The sequence below is a fragment of the Segatella salivae F0493 genome, from assembly GCF_000477535.1.
GTDB classification, from domain to species: Bacteria; Bacteroidota; Bacteroidia; order Bacteroidales; family Bacteroidaceae; genus Prevotella; species Prevotella salivae.
In genome coordinates this window covers 1-18,275 of sequence record NZ_AWGW01000021.1, presented here as the reverse complement: position 1 = coordinate 18,275, position 18,275 = coordinate 1, and the positions used below count along the sequence as shown (strand labels likewise).

Annotated in this window: 16 protein-coding genes; 5 read left to right on the top strand and 11 right to left on the bottom strand. The window is 40.5% G+C overall.

All coding sequences use genetic code 11. The annotated features are described in order from the left end of the window. Positions 1 to 414: 414 nt before the first annotated feature. The 11 genes from HMPREF9145_RS06515 to rbr all read right to left on the bottom strand — a co-directional run bounded on the left by HMPREF9145_RS06515 (position 415) and on the right by rbr (position 11,926). Positions 415 to 1,911: an NADH-quinone oxidoreductase subunit N gene (locus HMPREF9145_RS06515; RefSeq protein ID WP_036906890.1), complete on the bottom strand. Its 1,497-nt coding sequence runs from the start codon at positions 1,909 to 1,911 to the stop codon at positions 415 to 417. Between the two features lie 34 nt (positions 1,912 to 1,945). After that, a complete protein-coding gene (locus tag HMPREF9145_RS06510; RefSeq protein WP_021825609.1) occupies positions 1,946 to 3,448 on the bottom strand; it encodes a complex I subunit 4 family protein in 1,503 nt (500 codons plus the stop codon). Positions 3,449 to 3,481: 33 nt separating this feature from the next. Next, positions 3,482 to 5,464, bottom strand: coding sequence for an NADH-quinone oxidoreductase subunit L (nuoL, locus tag HMPREF9145_RS06505; RefSeq protein WP_021825596.1), 1,983 nt, complete (start codon positions 5,462 to 5,464; stop codon positions 3,482 to 3,484). A 5-nt stretch (positions 5,465 to 5,469) separates the two neighbouring features. Further along, the gene (gene nuoK, locus HMPREF9145_RS06500; protein ID WP_007133977.1) at positions 5,470 to 5,781 is read right to left on the bottom strand and encodes an NADH-quinone oxidoreductase subunit NuoK; all 312 of its coding nucleotides are present in this window, start codon (positions 5,779 to 5,781) and stop codon (positions 5,470 to 5,472) included. Continuing rightward, positions 5,778 to 6,299 carry an NADH-quinone oxidoreductase subunit J family protein gene (locus HMPREF9145_RS06495; RefSeq protein WP_021825612.1) on the bottom strand — a complete coding sequence of 174 codons (522 nt, stop codon included), beginning with the start codon at positions 6,297 to 6,299 and terminating at the stop codon, positions 5,778 to 5,780. The genes nuoK and HMPREF9145_RS06495 overlap by 4 nt, the downstream gene beginning before the upstream one ends. A gap of 8 nt (positions 6,300 to 6,307) precedes the next feature. Next, entirely contained in the window at positions 6,308 to 6,841 is a 534-nt protein-coding gene (locus HMPREF9145_RS06490) for a 4Fe-4S dicluster domain-containing protein (protein ID WP_007133979.1), read from the bottom strand. Between the two features lie 34 nt (positions 6,842 to 6,875). Further along, complete coding sequence (nuoH, locus tag HMPREF9145_RS06485) at positions 6,876 to 7,946, bottom strand: NADH-quinone oxidoreductase subunit NuoH (protein ID WP_007133980.1); 1,071 nt, start codon at positions 7,944 to 7,946, stop codon at positions 6,876 to 6,878. A 2-nt stretch (positions 7,947 to 7,948) separates the two neighbouring features. After that, complete coding sequence (locus HMPREF9145_RS06480; RefSeq protein WP_021825588.1) at positions 7,949 to 9,520, bottom strand: NADH-quinone oxidoreductase subunit D-related protein; 1,572 nt, start codon at positions 9,518 to 9,520, stop codon at positions 7,949 to 7,951. 14 nt (positions 9,521 to 9,534) lie between these two features. Beyond that, on the bottom strand, positions 9,535 to 10,257 hold the full coding sequence (locus tag HMPREF9145_RS06475) for an NADH-quinone oxidoreductase subunit B (RefSeq protein ID WP_021825546.1): 723 nt from the start codon (positions 10,255 to 10,257) through the stop codon (positions 9,535 to 9,537). Then, on the bottom strand, positions 10,248 to 10,598 hold the full coding sequence (locus HMPREF9145_RS06470) for an NADH-quinone oxidoreductase subunit A (RefSeq protein ID WP_021825606.1): 351 nt from the start codon (positions 10,596 to 10,598) through the stop codon (positions 10,248 to 10,250). The genes HMPREF9145_RS06475 and HMPREF9145_RS06470 overlap by 10 nt, the downstream gene beginning before the upstream one ends. Before the next feature lie 677 nt (positions 10,599 to 11,275). Further along, positions 11,276 to 11,926: a rubrerythrin gene (gene rbr / locus HMPREF9145_RS06465; RefSeq protein ID WP_021825613.1), complete on the bottom strand. Its 651-nt coding sequence runs from the start codon at positions 11,924 to 11,926 to the stop codon at positions 11,276 to 11,278. A gap of 257 nt (positions 11,927 to 12,183) precedes the next feature. On the opposite strand from rbr, the gene HMPREF9145_RS06460 reads away from it, so the two are divergent. The 5 genes from HMPREF9145_RS06460 (at position 12,184) to ccsA (ending at position 17,628) form a co-directional block, all read left to right on the top strand. After that, positions 12,184 to 13,110, top strand: a complete 927-nt coding sequence (locus tag HMPREF9145_RS06460; RefSeq protein WP_021825617.1) for a hydrogen peroxide-inducible genes activator — start codon at positions 12,184 to 12,186, stop codon at positions 13,108 to 13,110. 157 nt (positions 13,111 to 13,267) lie between these two features. Further along, positions 13,268 to 13,921: a cytochrome c nitrite reductase small subunit gene (nrfH, locus tag HMPREF9145_RS06455; RefSeq protein ID WP_021825610.1), complete on the top strand. Its 654-nt coding sequence runs from the start codon at positions 13,268 to 13,270 to the stop codon at positions 13,919 to 13,921. 58 nt (positions 13,922 to 13,979) lie between these two features. Continuing rightward, positions 13,980 to 15,476, top strand: a complete 1,497-nt coding sequence (gene nrfA, locus HMPREF9145_RS06450) for an ammonia-forming cytochrome c nitrite reductase (protein ID WP_021825605.1) — start codon at positions 13,980 to 13,982, stop codon at positions 15,474 to 15,476. A 73-nt stretch (positions 15,477 to 15,549) separates the two neighbouring features. Further along, a complete protein-coding gene (locus tag HMPREF9145_RS06445) occupies positions 15,550 to 16,836 on the top strand; it encodes a cytochrome c biogenesis protein ResB (RefSeq protein ID WP_021825549.1) in 1,287 nt (428 codons plus the stop codon). 3 nt (positions 16,837 to 16,839) lie between these two features. After that, positions 16,840 to 17,628 carry a cytochrome c biogenesis protein CcsA gene (gene ccsA, locus HMPREF9145_RS06440; protein ID WP_021825558.1) on the top strand — a complete coding sequence of 263 codons (789 nt, stop codon included), beginning with the start codon at positions 16,840 to 16,842 and terminating at the stop codon, positions 17,626 to 17,628. Positions 17,629 to 18,275: the final 647 nt, after the last annotated feature.

The following is an 18,275-nucleotide window of genomic DNA, read 5'->3' as shown; positions in this document are numbered from 1 at the left end:
TGTTAGATACAACGTATCTGGCACAAAAAAGAAGATTTTCATGTTAGATACAACGTATGTAGCACCAAAAATTGAAAATAATCGCTTCTGTCAATGACATAAACACCAAAAATTGAAAATAATCGTTTCTGTCAACGACATAAGCACCAAAAAGCAAAAATAATCGCTTCTGTCAACGACATAAGCACCAAAAAGCAAAAATAAGCGCATCTGTCAATGACATAAGCACCAAAAAGAGAAAATAATCGCTTCTGACAACGACATAAACACCAAAAAGCAAAAATAATCGCTTCTGTCAACGACATAAACACCAAAAAGAGAAAATAAGCGCTTCTGTCAACGACATAAGCATAAAAAAAGCATGGCAAAGAGTTTGCCATGCTTTCTTCATTAGTTATAATTCTATAAACAGCCTTACAATGATGCTATGGCTGCACTATTAATCCATCCATAAACCATGCTGCACACGCCAAAGAGCAGAATGCCTGTGATGCAAATTGCTAATGCAAGTTTTGTGCTTGAAGCACTCTTGAATGTTGGCAAAGGACTGTCGTTGTGTTTGATGTACATTGCTTTTACAATCAACAGATAGTAGTAAAGACTGATTACCGTATTGATCAATGCAATGAATACAACAGCGTAAGCAAGTGCGCCACTGGTTGTACTGATTGAGGCTCCCTTGACTGCAGCCATGAACACAAAGAACTTGCTGAACATACCTGCAAATGGTGGAATACCACCCAAAGAGAATAAGGCCAATGTCATCAAGAAAGCCAAACGAGGGTTGGTTTTGTAGAGACCATTATAGTCTTCCATGTTCACCTTACCTTGATTATGCTCTTCTACGCTACTGATGACAGCGAAGACTGCCATGTTTGCTGCAACATAGATAAGTACATAGAAACTCAATGCCGTGAAGCTCATTGCCGTGTTACCAACAATTGCTAATACGATATATCCCGCCTGAGAAATAGAACTGAACGCCATAAAACGCTTTAAGTCGCGTTGACGCAGTGCAAAGAGGTTGGCAATCGTAATAGAAAGTACAATAACAATAAACAACAGATACTGCCAATATTCAACCATCGGAGCAAACACCTTCATGAGAATTGCACAGAGTGCGAAGGCTGCAGCACCTTTGCTGACTACCGAAAGATAGCCGGTAACGGTTGTTGGAGCTCCCTGATAGGTGTCGGCTGTCCAGAAATGGAAAGGAACCAAAGATAACTTAAATCCTAAACCACTAAAGAAGAACACCATGCCCATAATGGTTAGCGGTGTGGCTTGCATCTTAACAGCAATGTCGTCAAAGTAGAGCGTGCCCATTGCACCATAGATAAAGGAGATACCAAAGAGCATCACACCACTTGAGAAGGTCGCAGTCAAAATGAATTTTGCAGCAGCTTCGGCAGAGTGATGACGGTATTTGTCAAGTCCTACAAGGCAAGCCATTGGCACAGATGCCATTTCAAGACCAAGGAAGAACATTAAGAAATGGTTCGCACTGACCATCATATTCATACCCAAAAGGGTTGAAATGACGAGCATATAGAACTCTCCTTCCTTGAATTGTGTGTCAGGACGCGAAATCCATTCACGACTTTGAATCAAGACAATCAATGCACCCAAAGCAAGAATGGTTTTCACAACACCAATCGAAGGAGTTGTGTAATACATGCCTCCAAATGCTGTAGATGCGGTGACAGGGAAGATATTGATGACAATATGCGCTGCCATCAAGAGACAAACCAAAGGATTAAACCATGCGCGTGGTGACGAAGTTTTGTTATCACCATTAGGCATGACAAAACGCTGTGCGGTAGAAAAGTCTGCAATGAAGACGATAACAAGAAGTGCCATGAGCGTCACCTCGGGTATCATGCTTAGAAATTGACTATAATCTATATTCATAATAAATCTTTATTCTTAATCATTTTGTTCTACATTACAGAGCCGCTACCGTGGTTCCAAGAATATGCTGGATGATTGGACCAACTGCACCACTAATCACATTGTCTACCCAGAGTGGGAACATACCAAGTCCTGCCACGCAGAAAATCAATCCGCCGATGGCAAAACGCTCATCCCAAGTGGCATCATGAAGCTCGAGGAACTTCGGATTAGCAATCTTTTGGAATAAGATTTTACCCACAACACGCAAGATATACACAGCTGTGATAACGATAGAAGAGCATGCAATGATGGTGCAAACACGATGGAACATATCGCCATTTTGGAAAGAACCAACAAAAATGGTCATCTCAGCAACGAAGCCAGAGAAACCAGGCAAACCTAAGTTGGCAAGACCTGCAACGACGTATGAAACAGAAAGGAAAGGTATAACCTTCATCAATCCGCCAAGATAACGCACGTCACGAGTTCCTGCACGGTGATAAATCATACCGATACAAGCAAAGAACAATGCTGTCATCAATCCATGAGAAAGCATCTGAAGCACAGCACCTGTAATGGCTGTTTGTGTCAGCATGCAAAGAGCAAAGAGCACCATACCACAGTGAGAAACTGAAGAATAAGCATTGATATACTTCAAATCAGTCTGAACACAAGCAGAGAGTGCACCATAAACAACAGAGCAGGTGGTGAGAATCAAGAAGATCCAAGAGAGTTGCTCTGCAGCTTCAGGAAGCAAATACATTGCAATGCGGAAACATCCGTAACCTCCAAGTTTCATTAATACACCGGCATGGAGCATAGAAACAGCTGTTGGCGCTGAAGCATGACCATCAGGTGACCATGTGTGGAATGGGAAAAGCGCACCCAAAACACCAAATCCGATGAAGATAAACGGATAGAACACCTTCTGAACGGCTACCGGAATATTATGCAAAGCTGCAATTTCGTTGATGTTCATTGTGGTTGCTCCACTGAAATAGTAAATGCCAAGTATACCGATAATCAAGAGTGCGCTACCACCCATCAACATCAAGGTAAGCTTCATGGCAGCATATTCTTTAGGTCCTGTTCCCCATACACCAATGAGAAGATACATCGGAATCAATGCAACTTCGTAGAACATAAACATCGTGAAGAGGTCGGTCGATATAAAGAAACCAAACACACCTATACTCAACAAAACAAACCATAGGAAATATTCTTTCTTCATTGGTTCGAGTTGCCAAGAAGCAAATGTACCTGTAAAAACAATAATCGCAGATAGAAGAATCATCACTACAGAGATGCCGTCAACGCCAACGCTGTATGCAATGTGTAGAGGTGCAAACCAAGGCACACTATAGGTAAACAACATCAAATCGGTGTTGCCTGCATTACGCATCTGAATGAAGGTGATGGTGAGCCATATTGAAAGCCCAAGCAATGCACTTGCACCAACAACCATCACACCACGAACCTGATTATCGTTCTTTGCAAGCCAAAGACCGATAAGCATCAGGACCGGAATTACTACAAATAATGTTAATATACTCATTTTTTATTTGTCTTTATTCATGTTCATGATTCATTAACTGAAAATACAAAGCAAGATCAATGTCAATGCAATGGTACCTGTAAGGAACCATGATGCGTACGAACGGACATCACCACTCTGCCAAGGACGAATCGTTTCGCCTGCTTCTTGAGCACCCCATGCCATGAAGTTAAATGTTCCATCAATGACATGACGGTCAAACCAAGCGATGGGTTTAGAGAAGCAATTGAACACAATCTGATGCGTAAAGAACTGCCATGCGTCGTCAATATAGAAACGATTAAGCGCTGCTTTGTGCAAACGAGGCATTCTCTTTGCCAACAAATCAGGAACAGGATTATGCTTTGGAAGATACATCCATGTAGCTAAGCCAATTCCAATTGCTGCAGCCAAAAGACTGAACCAAGCGACACTTGAGAATTCAAAGTGTTGCAAATGAATTTCCATAGACTGTCCTGTAGCTGAAACAAAGTGACCAAAAGGAATCCATCCTGCAAAAATTGAAATGATAGCAAGGAATACTAAAGGTCCCCACATTACGAAAGGAACTTCTGCTGGACGCTTACGATGTTCAGGATCAAGTTCATAATAGCTTTGTCCCCAGAAAATAACGTAATAGAGTCGGAACATATAGAACGCTGTCATACCTGATACAAGCGTCATAAACCAACCTAAGAATGGAGAATATTCAAAACAAGCTGATACAATTTCATCCTTTGAGAAGAAGCCTGCGAAAGGCCAAACACCACTAATAGCAATACAACCAATGAGGAAGCAGATGTTCGTGATAGGCATATATTTGTGAAGACCACCCATATATTCCTTAAAGTTACTTCCGATAATCACAATAATTGCACCTGAACAAAGGAATAGAAGCGCTTTGAACATGGCATGTGTAAACAAATGGAACATGCTGGCCATATAGCCAAGACCTCCTTCATGATTATCCATGGCGAAGCAAACACCTAAAGCCACAAGCATATAAGCAATCTGTGAGATCGTTGAGAATGCCAAGCCACGTTTAATATCACGTTGAGCACAAGCAACAGCAGCTGCATAGAAGGCTGTAAATGCTGCAATATAAGCAACCCAATGAAGTTGTTCTGGAGCATATTTTACCCAAATTGGGAACAGACTTGCCACCTGATAAACACCTGCAACAACCATGGTTGCGGCATGAATCAGTGCAGAAACAGGCGTTGGACCTTCCATAGCATCAGGCAACCAGATATGAAGTGGGAACATTGCACTCTTACCAGCACCACCGATAAACATCAAGAACAATGCTGTTGGCAACACCCAAGCATATTCTTTAGCTACACTTGCAAGTTTTCCAACAAGTTCTGGGTTAGCATGCAGGTCATAATTGAATGTACCTACATAGAAACTGAAGAATAAAATACCAATGAGGAAAAATAAGTCTGCAAAACGTGTAACGATGAAAGCTTTCTTCGAGGCATGTACGGCTGTATGTTTGGGATAATAGAATCCAATTAACAAGTAGGAGCATACACCCACAAGCTCCCAAAACATATACATTTGGAAGATGTTTGTAGCTACAACTAAGCCCAACATACTCATCGTAAAGAGGGATAAATAAGCATAGAAACGCTGGAAACCATGTTCGTATTCTTCAAATTTATAATGCTCATCACGCTCTGCCATGTAGCCAAAAGAATAGATATGCACCATGAAACTCACCGTTGTAATAACGATTAACATCATTACACTAATAGGAGTCAGGCGGAAACCTATATTAAAAGTAAGCAGATCAGTAAACTTCAACCAAGTAAAATTGAATACTGTAACCGTCGGATATAAGCCTGTTGTTGCATCACGCCCAATGACAAAGAAATATTCATAGGCCGTATAGACAGACATTGCAAAAAGACTGCCCAGCATAATTGTACCGATAAGGCCAGCTACCTGCTTCTTCATCTTCATGCCTAAGAGTCCTAAAACCAAAAAACTTAGGAAAGGAAGGAGAAGTATTAAATATGAATAACTGTATTCCATCTCTTTTAGAATTTCATGTTTTCGATACTGTTCACCTGATCACTATGGTAATTACGGTAAACATTAATAATGATGGCAAGTGCTACTGCCGTTTCTGCCGCACTGACTCCAATAGAGAACAAAGTGAAGAAAAAGCCTTCAAGCTGTCCTGGGAAAAGGAGACGATTGAATACTGCAAAATTCAAATCGACAGCGTTCAATACAAGTTCTATGGAAATTAACATCGCAACAAGATTACGACGCGTTACAAATCCAAAGACACCAATAAAGAACAATAACGTACTTAGCACGAGATAACATTCTACAGGGATATTCATTTGTTGTCCTCCTTCCTTGCAATCATAATACCGCCAATGATACATGCCAATAAGAATACTGAGATAAATTCAAAAGGCAATACATATTGATATTTATCACTTCCGAGAAGTGCAGTACCAATCTGTGCCATTGGCACTTCTGTATCGGTAGTTTGTAAAGCAGCATTATAAAAATTATTTTTAATAAGAACTAAACCAACCGTTAAAAGTCCAGCGACACACAAGAGAACACTGCTGAAAACACGTTTTCTCTTAAACCGCTCTACAAGACCTTGTAACGTACGCTTAGATACAAGCTGAATGACAAAAACATACAAAACTGTAATACCTCCAGCATAAACAGATATCTGTGCTGCACCTAAGAATGTATAATCAAGAATAAAATAAATACCAGCTACACCAAACAATACGCAAAGCAAGAAAGTTGCTGCTCGCATAATACGTTTAGTAGTAACGCACACGATTGCTGAACCAAGAATGATTACAGCAAGAATGCAAAACATAATTAAATTTGCCATAATCTTTTCTACTTGGTTTTTGTGTTAAACTTACCGATTGTTAAAGGTGCTCCTCCATCTATAAGTCCAGGAAGACTACCTCCTTTATATACCTCTTTGTCAAGATGATACACCAACTTGTCTTTGTCGAAGACTGAGTTCTCGAAATCATTCACGAACTTTATGGCATCGAAATTACAAGCGTTGACGCACAATTGGCAAAACATGCAGTCACCAAGATCATAATGGTAATCATCAAGCTGCCTTTTCTTACGACCAGTTTCTGGGTCTTCAGCCATGTGTGATGTAATCTGAATGGTGCCATTAGGACAAGCCTTCTCACACATAAGACAAGCTACACATTTATAGCTCTCATCCTCATTACGCTTGAAAACAAGACGTCCACGGTGACGCTTTGAGACATGAAGCGTTGTCTTACGGTTCTCGGGATACTGCTCTGTGGTCTTTGGCGTGAAGTATTCCTTCATCGTCACCTTCAGGCCTGTACCCAAAGTCTTCAGTGCAGCACCAATTTCACCGAAATACGATTTGTTATTTTCCATTTTAACTAAATTCTTTAATCATTTCATGAAAGCATTAAACCAAGGCAACCCAAATGGTTGTCAAAGTAAGAATAACAAGCATGAATGGCATGAGATATTTCCATTCCAAAGCCAAAATCTGATCTACACGAAGACGAGGGAAAGTCCATCGAATCCACATCAGAATCCAAACAATAGCAAATGTCTTTGCAAAGAACCAAACAATGCCTGGAATAAAATCCATTATGGCATTAAAACCATCGAGTCCTGAAACGTGAAGAGGCATCCAACCACCTAAGAAAACGGTAGCTGCAATACCTGAGATCACAAACAGATTCAAATATTCAGCCAAATAATAGAAGCCAAATCCCATACCCGAATACTCGGTATGATAACCTGCTGTCAACTCACTCTCTGCCTCAGCCAAGTCAAATGGGCCACGATTAGCCTCAGCATTACCCGCAATAAGGAACACAAGGAAAGCTAACCATGTAAAAGGACTCTGGAAAATGAGCCATGCTCCATGCTGTGCTTCTACAATACCACTGACCTGCATCGTACCAGTGAGGATAACAGCACTAATCAAACATAATCCCAAAGATATTTCGTAGGAAATCATTTGAACAGCACCACGCATCGCACTAACAACAGAATATTTGTTATTACTGCCCCATCCTGCAATGAAAATGCCCAGCACACCAATGCTTGAAATAGCAGTTATTAAGAAAACACCTACGTTAAAATCAAGTACTGCTGCACCTTTATTCCATGGAAGGAAGGAGAATGTTCCTACAGAAGCAATAATAACAAGGAAAGGTGCAATATAATAAAGCAATTTATCTGCCTTATCTACTGCAAAAATTTCCTTGATAAGCATCTTCAAAACATCAGCAAACACCTGAAAGATACCCCAAGGACCAACACGCATCGGGCCGAGACGACATTGAAAGTAAGCACAAACCTTACGTTCCATGAATATCAACACGATAGCAATCAGCGCATAGGCAGTAAGTATACAGACACCTACCAGTATGCACTCTATTAAAATTGACCAGAAATCTCCTAAGTTAAGAGTCTCACGAAGAAGACTGTCAATCCAAGTTGTTACTATACTAAAATCAAACATAATTATCTATCAATATCGGGTATAACGAAATCTATTGCTGCACCTGTAGCCACAAGGTCGGCCAATTTCTGTCCTTTCAGCATCTTGTCGAAAGCGCCTGTAAGGGTCAGTCCCATTGGACGCATCTTCAATCGATACGGACTCTTGTCGCCACGTGAATCAAGATATACACCAAACTCACCAGCTCCACCTTCTACAGAGAAGTACCATTGTCCTTCAGGAACTTTTATTATTGGCTTTTGTTTGATATAGAATTCACCTTCAGGGATATTATCTATCAACTGTTCTATAATGTTTAGACTCTGATAAATCTCTTGAATATGAACCATATATCGTGCCATTGAGTCAGCACTGGTTAAGGTTATATCTTCAAAATCAACTTTTCCATACATTGCATAAGGATGATTCTTGCGCACATCATTATGCCAACCAGCAGCACGTCCGGCTGGACCTGTTACAGCATAATTAATACAATCCTCAAGATTCATTAGCCCTACACCTTCAAGACGCTGATGTGTGATGACGTTATCTCCAAATACATCCAAATATTCTTGAACCATAGGACGCAGATATTTGCAAAGCGTCTTCGTGTTTTGGACAAAGTTTGGATCGATATCATCCTGCAAACCACCAATTCGATAGTAGTTTTGTATCAGGCGACCACCCGTGGTTTCTTCCATAACATTCAGCACATGCTCACGGTCACGCATGCAATATAGGAATGCAGTCAATGCACTTAAGTCTTGTGCACACGTACCAAGGAACAGCAAGTGGTTGTTTATACGCTGCAATTCATCCATGATTGTGCGGATATACTGAATACGCTCTGAGAGTTCAATTCCCATACCTTCTTCAATAACGCCAACCAAAGCATGACGATGCATCATTGCACAAAGGTAATTCAAGCGGTCAGTAAAGGCTAAAGTTTGAGGGTAAGTCATACTCTCACACATCTTCTCCATACCACGATGGATATAGCCTAAATGAGGATAAATGTGTTTAACAACCTCGCCATCAAGAACAGTTTGCAAACGAAGTACACCGTGCATACTTGGGTGATTAGGTCCTAAGTTCACGATGAAGTCATCTTCATCAAACATACGATGCTGCGTAGCAACTAAGTTTCCGTTCTTATCAAGATTCCATTCTGTTGTGAAATCACTCTCAGGCTCATCGGTTGTAGGGAAAGGATTGGCTTCAGGGCTCGCATCAAAATCCTTTCTCAGCGGATATCCCTTAAAGTCATTACGCATAAACAAACGACGCATGTCGGGGTGTCCCAGGAACTTTATGCCCAAAAAGTCAAACACTTCACGTTCAAGGAGATTAGCCGCATTCCACAAATTAATTGTAGTTGGAATCACATACTCTTCTCCTATCTGCTTTGCAATCGTTCGAACAGAGCAACGTTCATGGCTTTCTGTATTCTCAAGAATATAGATACAACCCAAGCCTTCTTCGCCAAAGTCTTCACCAATAATGGTAACAAGATAGTCGAAATGCTTTTCGTTCTTCAACTTTGCCATCTCTGCGGCAAAGTTATCGAATTGAAGTTCTATGTTATTTAATTTCATCTTCTTTTACCTTATTAATCTGTTAGACCTTTTTCTGGATCGAAATCAGCTGGCACATCAGTAACTATAATCGGAGCTGGTTTGCCGAGTTTCTCTGTCGCGACAATGGCTTCGTTACTCAGTCCATGCAAACCTCCCTTCGACATCGAAAGCTCTCGCTCTTCTTTTGTCATCTTATGATTAGCTCCACCAAAGAACTTCTCAATCTTAACTTTACGTTGCAACTGCATCATTCCATAGAGAATAGCCTCAGGACGAGGAGGACAGCCCGGAATGTAAACATCAACCGGAACAAGTTCATCAATGCCTCGCACTACGTTATAGCTCTTCTTGAATGGTCCACCACTAATAGTGCACCCACCAACAGCGACAACATACTTTGGCTCAGCAATCTCATCATAAAGTCGTTTGAACACGGGAGCCATCTTGTTTGTTATCGTTCCAGCACACATAATCAAGTCTGCTTGACGAGGAGAGTTACGAGTTACCTCGAAACCGAAACGAGAAAAGTCGTATCGAGCACAACCAACGGCCATAAACTCAATACCACAACATGACGTACCAAACGTCAGAGACCAAAGTGAATTGCTACGTCCCCAGTTGATTGCCTGGTCTAATGAACCAACAATTACATTGACACCGCCTTCATTCAGCTCTTTCGTAATCTTCTCAAGAGTGTCATTGTCCTTAAATTCATCATAAGGAATACTCTTGATGTGTGGTTTTCTTACTTCCATTCCAATGCTCCTTTCCGCCATGCATAGGCAAGGCCTAAAACTAAAACAACCAAGAAGAAGCCAATGCTTATCAAGGCTAATGAACCAAATTGCTTAACAACCACAGCCCATGGATAGAGGAACACGGTCTCAATATCAAACACCAAGAAAAGGATGGCAAACAAATAATATCCCACATGCATAGGAAGCCAAGAGCTACCATGCGTTGGAATACCACATTCGAAAGGCTCACCCTTTACCGGATTGTATGAACGCGGACCGATAAGCTTTGCTATGACATAAGCTGCCACTACCAAAACCACAGCCGTTATCAAAACGGTAACGAATAAAGTAAAATACATAAATTTTATAACGTTATTAATTATTTGCTCCATTTACAGCGGAGAGCTAATCCACTTAAAGCGCTGCAAAGTTAACAATAATATTAGACTTATCATACTCTTTTAGCAAAAAATGTAATATAGAGGTGGCAAAATTAAGATTATATGAATGTAAACCAAACATCAATATATAAAATATTGAAAATAAACACTCTCAGCACCAACACTAATTACATGGCCAGGTAGGAATAATTAAAAAGAACCAACAACTAAAAAAGAACCAACAGCCAACCTAAAAAGCGGTTACTCAGAATGCCTTTAATATAAATAGGTGAAATGAAGTAAAATGGAATTGATAATTATAGCACAAAATTGAGGAATTAAAAAGAGCCAAACGACATGGTAATATGAATGACTTTATGCCATAAAATGATAGAGATTGCCGTATAATTTGATAGCTTTCTGATAAAGAGTATAATTCTCTTATGAATGCAGATATGATTTATCTTTGGACCAATCGTTATCATATTGAAAACCATCTCAGTAAGATGAAAATTAAAATCTATTTCTTTTATAAGCAACAAGAAACTCTTCGATAGAACACTTCCTTGTATTTTATCTACCTTTTAACTCCTAAAAAGCAAAAGAAGTCGAGCATTGCTGCCCGACTTCTCTATCTTAACTTAAAATCAATCAAATTAATAATTTGTTGCCTCAATCTGGAAGAAGCTCTGAGGATGATTGCAAACAGGGCAAATCTCAGGTGCTTTCTTACCGATAACGATATGGCCACAGTTGCGGCATTGCCAGATACAATCTCCATCGCGAGAGAAAACAACACCGTCTTCGATGTTCTTTAACAACTTGCGATAACGCTCTTCATGATGCTTCTCAACCTGACCTACAGCACGGAACTTAGCGGCAATACCTGTAAAACCTTCTTCCATAGCCTCTTTAGCCATTTGAGCATACATGTCAGTCCACTCATAGTTTTCACCAGCAGCAGCGTCAGCAAGGTTAGTTGTCGTAGTAGGAATACCACCTTCATGCAAGAACTTAAACCACATTTCTGCGTGTTCACGCTCGTTATGAGCTGTTTCCTCGAACAAACCACCTATCTGCTCATAACCTTCTTTCTTTGCTTTAGAAGCATAGTAAAGGTATTTTGTGTGAGCTTGACTTTCACCTGCGAAAGCAGTTTTCAAGTTCTGTTCGGTCTTAGTACCTTTTAATTGTGCTGTTGTAAACTCCTGGAATTTACCTTTAGCATGGCATACTGGGCACTCTTCTGGTGCTTCTGCCCCTTCATAAATGTAGCCACAAACGCTACAAACAAATCTTTTTTTCATAATGTTTTTGTTTAATATTACCAATTATCCTGTTTGCAAAGTTAGTGCTTATTTTCATAAGAAACAAGAAATCAAGTGAATTAATCAATAGAAAATATCTATCTTTCAATTAGTTTTTATTTATAACGCATCACTATAAGAGTCTATAAAGCGCATAAAGAAAAAGATTTTTTTTATTGACAACAGCAAATAAAAGTTTGATAATTATGAAAAAATAAATTATCTTTGCATGAAATAGTGTACCAAAACCTAAAAATATGACTCTTCAACAATTAGAGTATATCATCGCAGTATACCGACATAAGCATTTCGCTAAGGCTGCAGAGGCCTGCAAAGTAACCCAACCAACACTGAGTTCAATGATTCAGAAACTTGAAGATGAACTTGGTGTGAAGATCTTTGACCGCAAACGACAACCCATCTTGCCCACAGTTATCGGACAACATATCATCAATCAGAGTTTAGAAATCTTGCAACATGCAAGACTTCTAAAAGAATCTGTTGACGAAGAAAAGAACACTTTACGGGGAATTTTCCACGTAGGCATCCTGCCAACGATTGCACCTTATCTCATTCCACGCTTTTTTCCACAACTGCTACAGCACTATCCTGAGTTGGACATTCGCATTCGGGAGATGCAAACACACGAAATAAAGAAAGCATTGGAGCATGGAGATATCGACGTAGGCATATTGGCAGAACTTGATGGAATGGGAGATTTTGAAACCACACACCTATACTTTGAGCAGTTCTTTGGATATGTTGCAAAAGACGACCCCCTATATATAAATAAGGTGATACATACAACAGACCTCAAAGGGGAATATCTTTGGATGCTTGATGAAGGCCATTGTTTCAGAGATCAACTTGTGAAATTCTGTCAATTAAAGGAAGCAAAACAAAGTCAGAAAGCTTATTCTTTGGGCAGTATTGAAACTTTCATGCGTATCGTTGAAAACGGAAAAGGCATGACTTTCATTCCAGAACTCGCCATACTACAATTGGCTGACAGCCAGAAAGAACTTGTTCGGCCTTTTGCTATCCCTATACCAACGCGCAATATTGTCATTATAAATACCAAAGATTTCGTGCGTCATAAGATTCGAAAACTATTGGTTGACGCTATACAAAATGCCGTTCCGTCAGACATGTTGAAATTAAAACAAATTCAACAACGCGTATAACAAAATGTAATCTGTAGTTGACAAAAAACCAACTACAGATTATATTTTTTGTGATTTTTTTTCATTTTATCCCCATAAATGAGGATAATTTTCCGAATCTTTGACTTGATTAATACACAAAAATCTTAAATTTGTGACATTAATCAATGATTACTCTATGAAGCGACTAACCTATACCTATTTGAAAAATGGATGGAAATCGTTTGTCAATAGCCTTTCTTATAGACAAAAGATTATCTTAACCTCATTATGTGGCATCGCTTTTGGCTTAGTGTTTTTATTCATGTATCTTCTTCGAATGCAAACCTACATCGTTGGAGATGATCCTGCTGCCTGCATCAATTGTCATATTATGTCGCCTTATTATGCTACATGGTCGCACTCATCTCACGGCAGAGATGTTACCTGTAATGATTGTCATGTGCCCAACAACAACATCTTTTCTCACTATTTTTTCAAAGGAAAAGATGGTATGAAACATGTAGCTTACTTTGTTACACACAGCGAACGACAAGCCATTGAAGCTGAAGATGCTTCAGCAGAAGTTATCATGGACAACTGCATTCGCTGTCATAAACAACTCAATCAAGAATTTGTTAAGACCGGACGAATCGACTATATGGAAGCAAAACGAGGCGAAGGCAAGACTTGTTGGGACTGCCATCGTAACGTTCCACACATGGGAATGAACTCGCTTTCATCTACTCCTGGAGCAGAATTCGTTGAACCGATGCCACCAGATCCTGTTCCTGCTTGGCTACAGAAGCTATTAGGACATGATCCTTACATGGGACCAACCGAAAACAAATAATGAAATTAATCTATAATATCAACAACAGTCTTCGAATAAATTAATAAATTCAATAACTATGGCAAAACAACTTAAGAAATGGCAAGGTTGGCTACTCTTTGGAGGAGCAATGGTTGTTGTGTTCATTTTGGGCCTTCTGTGTTCTTCATTATTAGAAAGAAGAGCAGAAGTTGCCAGCGTTTTCAACAATCGTCGCGTGCCAATGACCGACTCTATCGTAGCTCAGAACGAGAAATTCGCTGAGGATTTTCCACGCGAATATCAAACATGGGCCATGACAGAAGACACAACCTTCGAGAGTAAATACAATGGTTCACAAGAGAAAAGTATTTTGGATAAATGTCCAGAAATCGTTGTTATCTGGGATGGTTATGCGTTCTCAAGAGACTATAACAGCCCTCGTGGCCATCGTCACTGTATCGAAGATTTAAGGAAAATCCTTCGAACAGGTTCACCAGGTGTTGATGGTCAGGGAGACATGCAACCTGGAACTTGCTGGACTTGTAAAGGTCCTGATGTACCACGCCTCATGCGCGAGAAAGGAAAGAATGCTTTCTATGCTGCAAAATGGAGCGATTGGGGAAACCAAGTCATGAACACTGTGGGATGTTCAGACTGCCACGATGCACGCACAATGGAACTTAAACCGGCTCGTCCTGCTCTTTACGAAGCATGGGCACGCGTAGGTAAAGATGTCAAGAAAGCCAGTCATCAAGAAATGAGAAGTCTGGTTTGTGCACAATGCCATACAGAATACTATTTTGAAAAAGACAATGGGAACTATCTTCACTTCCCACAAGAGAAGGGACTTACATGCGAAGCAGCTGAAGAATACTATGACAGCATCGGCTTCTATGATTATGTTCACCCACTCTCTCGTGCTAAGATTCTGAAAGCTCAACACCCAGGTTATGAGATGTTCAAACAGGGTATACACGGACAACGCGGTCTTTCATGCGCAGATTGTCACATGCCTTACATTTCAGAAGGTGGCGTAAAATATACTGATCACCACATCATGAGTCCACTTGCACATATCGATCGCACTTGTCAGACATGCCACAGACAGTCAGCAGAAACACTCCGTCAGAATGTTTATGACCGACAAAAGAAGGTTTATGACTTCGCTTTGAAGGTGAACAGAGAATTAGCCAACGCACACATCTATGCTAAGTTCGCATGGGACAAGGGTGCTACAGAGGCTGAGATGAAGCAATGTTTGAGTGATATCCGCAAGAGTCAGTGGCGTTGGGATTATTCATTGGCAAGTCACGGAGCTGCATTCCACGCCCCGCAAGAAGTTGAACGTCTGCTCGGCTATTCGATGATGTATGCTAAAGATGCTCAATTACAAGCGCAACGTGTTGCTGCAAAGCATGGATTCACGGGGCAGATACCTCTTCCAGACATTTCAACGCGTGAAAAAGCTGCAAAGTATATTGGTCTCGATATGAAGAAGTTAAAGTCACAAAAGAAGGACTTCCTCGACACCATTGTACCGAAATGGATTGAATCGGCTCGCAAAAATAAGCGATTCATCACACAACCCATGTAAAATCTTACTTTAAATAACACTACAAGGGAGCATCGGAGATTTCTCTCCGGTGCCTCTTTCTTAATATATAATTATGTGGAATAAACCTTGGAACTTAAAAGAGGGAGTAGCCATCGTTGCCGGTTTATTACTGGTTGGATTACTTCTTCAATTCTCTATTGGCCCATTAGACTGGGTTTTATTTCTTTGGCCAGCAAACGGAATAACGCTTATCGTACTTATCATTGCGCTTATTCTATTCTACTTACTAAGGAAAAAAGTCTACTTTTTCCGTTTCATGATGACCATGCAAGCGGCAATACCAGCTATTGCTGCATCTGCTTTGCTAACCATCATCATGGGACTTTCGCGCCAAGTACCAGCCGAACAGCCTGCTGCCGACTTCATCGGGCTTAGCAAGATGTTGAACTTTTGGCCATTCATCCTTGTTTATTTTTGGATGACAATGATTGTCGGAGAAACCGCAGTTCATCAACTCGCACACTTTTCATGGCGCAGACTTCCCGTGATTACAAGTCATTTGGGCTTGTTTATCGTTCTAACCACCGCCACACTCGGTTGTGCAGACATGCAAAGACTAAAAATGTATTGCGAAAAGGGACAACCTGAATGGCGCGGACTCGATGCACTCAACAATGTGCATGAACTACCGATTGCCATCCAACTCAATCAATTCACCATTGATGAATACCCTCCAAAGCTGATGGTTATTGACAAAACGGGGCGTCCCATCCCCTACAAGAAGCCTGAAGTATTGCTCATCGACGACAACTTTAAGCAAGGAAACATTGCTGGCTGGCATATCACCATGAATAAAAAGATAGAAGATGCCATTCCTAAGCAGCTGGCAGGTATGATCAAGAATATGCCAATGCAGATGAAAGGCATGTTACGCATGGACTCACTTGGTATGGCCATCAAGACTGGGGGATATATCCAAAGCAGCATGGCAGGCTCAGCTTGTGCGTTGTCTATAACTGCCACAAAAGGAAAAGACCGAAAAGAAGGCTGGATTACTTGTGGGAGTTATCAATTTCCATTAGAAACATTGAAACTCGGTGACGGCAAATCACTCGTCATGGCAAGTCGCGAACCTAAACGTTTTGCTTCAAAAGTAAACATCTATACACAAGACGGAAAAAACATCCTGACTGAAATTGAAGTTAATAAGCCCTTCAAGGTTAATGGCTGGAAGATTTATCAACTCAGCTACAATGAGCAAATGGGAAAATGGAGCAATGTCAGTGTGTTTGAGTTGGTGCGCGACCCATGGCTCAACGTTGTTTATGTAGGAATCTATTTGTTAATCATCGGTGCGATAGGAATGTTCCTCACCGCAAGTAAGAAAAAAGAAAACTAAATCATGACTTGGAATTATTTCATCATATTTGCAATTATTTCTGTCGTTTGCTGGATTACCGGTGCGATTGCTTCATGGAAAGAAAAGAAAACACTGACCTTTGTCTTTACGAGCTTAGGTCTTGCAGTCTTCTTTTCCTATATATTATTAATGTGGATAACGCTTGAGCGTCCACCCCTTCGCACGATGGGCGAAACCCGACTCTGGTATAGTTTTTTCCTTCCATTGGCAGGTATCATCGTCTACAGTCGCTGGCACTACAGATGGATATTATCATTCAGCACCTTATTGGCCACAGTCTTTGTGTGCATCAATCTCTTCAAACCCGAGATTCACTCCAAGACACTCATGCCAGCACTGCAAAGTCCGTGGTTTGCCCCCCACGTCATCGTCTACATGATGGCCTATGCCATGCTCGGTGCAGCCATGGTAATGGCAGTATATCTGCTATTCATCAAGAAAACGGCAGCAACAGCCCAAGAGCTCGACATCACCGACAATCTTGTTTATGTAGGCATGTCATTTGTCACATTAGGCATGCTCATGGGTGCACTTTGGGCCAAGGAAGCATGGGGACACTATTGGAGTTGGGACCCAAAAGAAACATGGGCTGCCATCACATGGCTGTCTTATTTGGTTTATATTCACTATCGTCAGTATAAACCCATGCGCCCCAAACCCGCCCTCGTCATGCTTATTGTCTGTTTCTGTCTACTACAGATGTGTTGGTGGGGCATCAACTATCTGCCGTCGGCCCAAGGAGTCAGCGTACATACATACAGCTTAGACTAAGCTCTACTCCCCTATCAATAGACTTCGATGAAGACTTCAAAACCTATTTGAAACAAAATGGTTTTATTTTAGAAAAAGAAATGCCGTGTGATTAACATGGCATTTCTTCGTATAAAAGCAAAAGAGATTGATAAAAACATTCAGAAACATCTTATTTGTCTTTCTGAGTCACTCAGAAGCATGATTTTTTTCTATTTTAATCTTTCCGCGCCACGCTTAAGCACTAAAAATCTCTTTTTCGCCTTTCCGCGTCGCGCTTAAGCACCTAAAATCTCTTTTCCATGCTTATGTCGTTGACAGAAACACCTATTTTCTTTTTTCATGCTTATGTCGTTGACAGAAACGATTATTTTCTCTTTTTCGCGCTTATGTCGTTGACAGAAACAATTATTTTCTCTTTTTCACGCTTATGTCGTTGACAGAAACAATTATTTTCTCTTTTTCACGCTTATGTCGTTGACAGAAACACCTATTTTCTCTTTTTCACGCTTATGTCGTTGACAGAAACGATTATTTTCTTTTTTTCGCGTCTTATGTCGTTGACAGAAGCGATTATTTCTCTTTTTCATGTCTTATGTCGTTGACAGAAACACCTATTTCTCTTTTTCATGCTTATGTCGTTGACAGAAACACCTATTTCTCTTTTC